Origin of the sequence: Streptomyces recifensis, from assembly GCF_002154615.1 — a bacterium.
Classification (GTDB): Bacteria; Actinomycetota; Actinomycetes; order Streptomycetales; family Streptomycetaceae; genus Streptomyces; species Streptomyces griseoluteus.
Window position 1 is genome coordinate 1 of sequence record NZ_MUNH01000835.1, and the last position, 2,832, is coordinate 2,832.

4 protein-coding genes are annotated in these 2,832 nt (G+C 70.9%); 3 read left to right on the forward strand and 1 reads right to left on the reverse strand.

What is annotated here, in order from left to right; all coding sequences use genetic code 11:
• Nucleotides 1-206: 206 nt before the first annotated feature.
• Nucleotides 207-953, reverse strand: a complete 747-nt coding sequence (locus CCN33_RS30145; protein ID WP_086696473.1) for a LysR family substrate-binding domain-containing protein — start codon at nt 951-953, stop codon at nt 207-209.
• A 58-nt stretch (nt 954-1,011) separates the two neighbouring features.
• Here CCN33_RS30145 and CCN33_RS30150 point away from each other — a divergent pair, with 58 nt between their 5' ends.
• The 3 genes from CCN33_RS30150 to CCN33_RS30160 all read left to right on the forward strand — a co-directional run.
• Nucleotides 1,012-1,404 carry a DUF5997 family protein gene (locus CCN33_RS30150; RefSeq protein WP_086696474.1) on the forward strand — a complete coding sequence of 131 codons (393 nt, stop codon included), beginning with the start codon at nt 1,012-1,014 and terminating at the stop codon, nt 1,402-1,404.
• 111 nt (nt 1,405-1,515) lie between these two features.
• Nucleotides 1,516-2,256: a class I SAM-dependent DNA methyltransferase gene (locus CCN33_RS30155; RefSeq protein ID WP_086696475.1), complete on the forward strand. Its 741-nt coding sequence runs from the start codon at nt 1,516-1,518 to the stop codon at nt 2,254-2,256.
• A 53-nt stretch (nt 2,257-2,309) separates the two neighbouring features.
• Nucleotides 2,310-2,832 (forward strand): M15 family metallopeptidase (locus tag CCN33_RS30160; RefSeq protein WP_167387984.1); only part of this gene is annotated, 523 nt, incomplete at its 3' end.

Genomic DNA, 2,832 nt, shown 5'->3' on the forward strand with positions numbered 1-2,832 from the left:
ACCCGGAGCCCGCGGAGCGCACGCCGTCCAAGGCGTAGGGGGTGTCTCGTCGATCTTCGTGGATCAGCCCGCGGCGTCTGGTGCGGTACCTCGGCGTGCGGCCGGGTCGTCCTCGTACTGGACGTACGTGGGCGATTCGGCCGTGCGGCGAGGTGTCGTGCCAGGGGTCGCGGGCCCGCGAAGATCGGCGAGACATCCCCTAGCGCTCAGGACTTGCGGCGCGGCTTCCCGGGGCGCCCGCCGGAGCGCCCGCGCACGGGCCGCCCGGTGGGCTTGCCGCTCTTCTGCCCGGAGGCACCCTGGGCGGGCTTCTTCTTCTGCTGCTTGGGCTCCGGGGGCGTGGCGCGGCCCCGGGTGCTGTTGACGGTGCGGCCCCGGACGATGCCGATGAAGTCCTCGACCCGATCGGTCGTGGCCTCCTCCGGCCAGGCGAGGGCGATCCGGGACTGCGGGGCGTCGACGACCGTGCGGTAGGTGAGGTCCTTGCGGTGGTAGAGACGCGCGAGGGACTGCGGGACGATCAGCAGGCCGACGTTGGCGGCGACCAGTTCCAGGGCGTCCGGGGTGGTGGCGGGCCGCTCGAAGCCGGGCTCACCGGGTGGGGCGTCCCAGTCGAAGACGTCGTCCAGCGGGTGGAAGAGCACCTCATCGGCGAGGTCGGCGAGCGTGACCTCCTCGGCCGCGGTGATGACGTGGTCCTTGGGGACGACGACCACCGTGTCCTCGGTGTACAGGGGAATCGCGCTGAAGAAGTCGCGGTCGACGGGCAGCCGCACGAAGCCCGCGTCGGCCTCTCCCGCGCGCAGCAGGGCGTCCGCCTCGGCGGCGGGGACCTGGGTGAGAACGAGGGGGGTGCCGGGCAGGCGCTCGTTCCAGATCCGCACCCATTTGGCGGGCGTCACTCCGGGGACGTACGCGAGCCGGAACGACGGTGATTCTTCCGAGCCTGTCACCAGGCCAGGCTACCGGCCGTGGTCGGCTGCCACGCACACGGCCGATACCCTTGACCTCATGAGTTCGCAGCAGAGCCCCCAGACGATGAAGCCCGCCACCGCGGCGAAGAAGCTGGGTGTGTACCTCCCCGCCACCCCCGCCGCCTTCCAGGAGGGTGTGGTCTCGCGCGCCGAGCTGAACGAGCTCCAGACGAATCCGCCCGAGTGGCTGCGCGAGCTGCGTCAGAACGGCCCCCACCCCCGTCCGGTGGTCGCGGCCCGCCTCGGCATCTCGATCGCGGGCCTCGCTCGCGGCGGCGTCACCGAGCCCCTGACCACCGCGCAGATCGAGGACCTCCGCGAGGAGAGCCCCGAGTGGCTGGAGAAGGAGCGCGCCACCCAGGCCGAGGTCCGCAAGGAGACCGCGCGCGTGAAGAAGCTGCACGAGAAGAAGGAAGCCAAGGAGAGCTGACGCTCCTGTGCCGATGACGCGGCCGCGCCCCTGGGGTGCGGCCGCGTTGTCCATCGCGTCGTTGTTTATTGCGTCGACAATCCCCCGCCGCCCCCGGCAGAGTGGCCGCCCGTGACGAGCAGCGAGCTGTGGGACCGTGCCAGTGCCGAGCGCTACGACGCCGAGGAGACGGAGATGTCCTCGGCGGAGGTGCTCGGTCCGACCCTCGACTTCCTCGCCGAACTGGCCGGTGAGGGGCGGGCTCTGGAGTTCGCCGTCGGTACCGGGCGGGTGGCGGTGCCGTTGCGGGAGCGCGGGGTGCAGGTGGCGGGGATCGAGTTCTCCGCGCACATGGCGGCGGTACTGCGCCGGAAGGCGGACGAGGAGACGCTGCCGGTCACGCTCGGGGACATGGCCACGACGGTGGTGCCGGGCGAGTTCAGCCTGGTCTACCTCGTCTACAACACGATCTCCAACCTGCTCACGCAGGACGAGCAGGTGGAGTGCTTCCGTAACGCCGCCCGGCATCTGGCGCCCGGTGGCCGCTTCGTCATCGAGCTGGGCGTGCCTCCGCTGCGGCTGCTGCCGCCCACACAGGTGGCGGTGCCCTTCGACGTGTCGGCGCACCATATCGGCTTCGACACCTTCGACCTGGTGGAACAGATCCTCGTCTCGCACCACCTCACGCAGGACGGCGAGGACGGCCGGTACCGCCGTGCCGCCTCACGCCACCGGTACGCCTGGCCGGCGGAGCTGGACCTGATGGCCCGCATCGCCGAGCTGGACCTGGAGCGGCGGGTGGCGGACTGGACCGGGACCCCGTTCACGGACACCTCGACCCGCCACATCTCGGTCTGGCGGAAGCCGCTCTGAGCGGGTCACCGGTACTTCCCCGCCATGGTCCACACCTGATAGACGCAGGAGGCATGACACGACTCTCCCGCGCCGCACGCGTCATCACCGCCGTAGCCGCCCTGCTGACCGTCACCGCCGCCTCCGCCACGGCCCACGCCACGCCGGAACCGAAGGCGCCGAAGGACTTCGTGGCCCTGAGCACGGTGGACCCGACGATCATCCAGGAGATGCGCTACTTCACCCCGCACAACTTCGTCGGTGAGCGCATCGACGGCTACCGTCGGCCGATCTGCGTCCTCACCCGCCCCGCCGCCGAGGCACTGCACCAGGCGCAGCGCCAACTCCTGCGCCACGGCTACAGCTTGAAGGTGTACGACTGTTACCGGCCGCAGCGTGCCGTCGACCACTTCGTGCGCTGGGCCGAGGATCTGGGCGACGAGGCCATGAAGGCCGAGTTCTATCCGCATGTCGACAAGACCCGGCTCTTCGCCGACGGTTACATCGCGGAGAAGTCCGGCCACAGCCGGGGCTCGACCACGGACCTGACGATCGTCCGGCTCCCTGCGCGGCCGACCCGCCCGTACACCCCCGGCC

Coding starts and splice junctions, on each gene's coding strand:
- CCN33_RS30150 (WP_086696474.1), top strand. CDS start 1,012: ATGAGTTCGCAGCAGAGCCCCCAGACGATGAAGCCCGCCACCGCGGCG.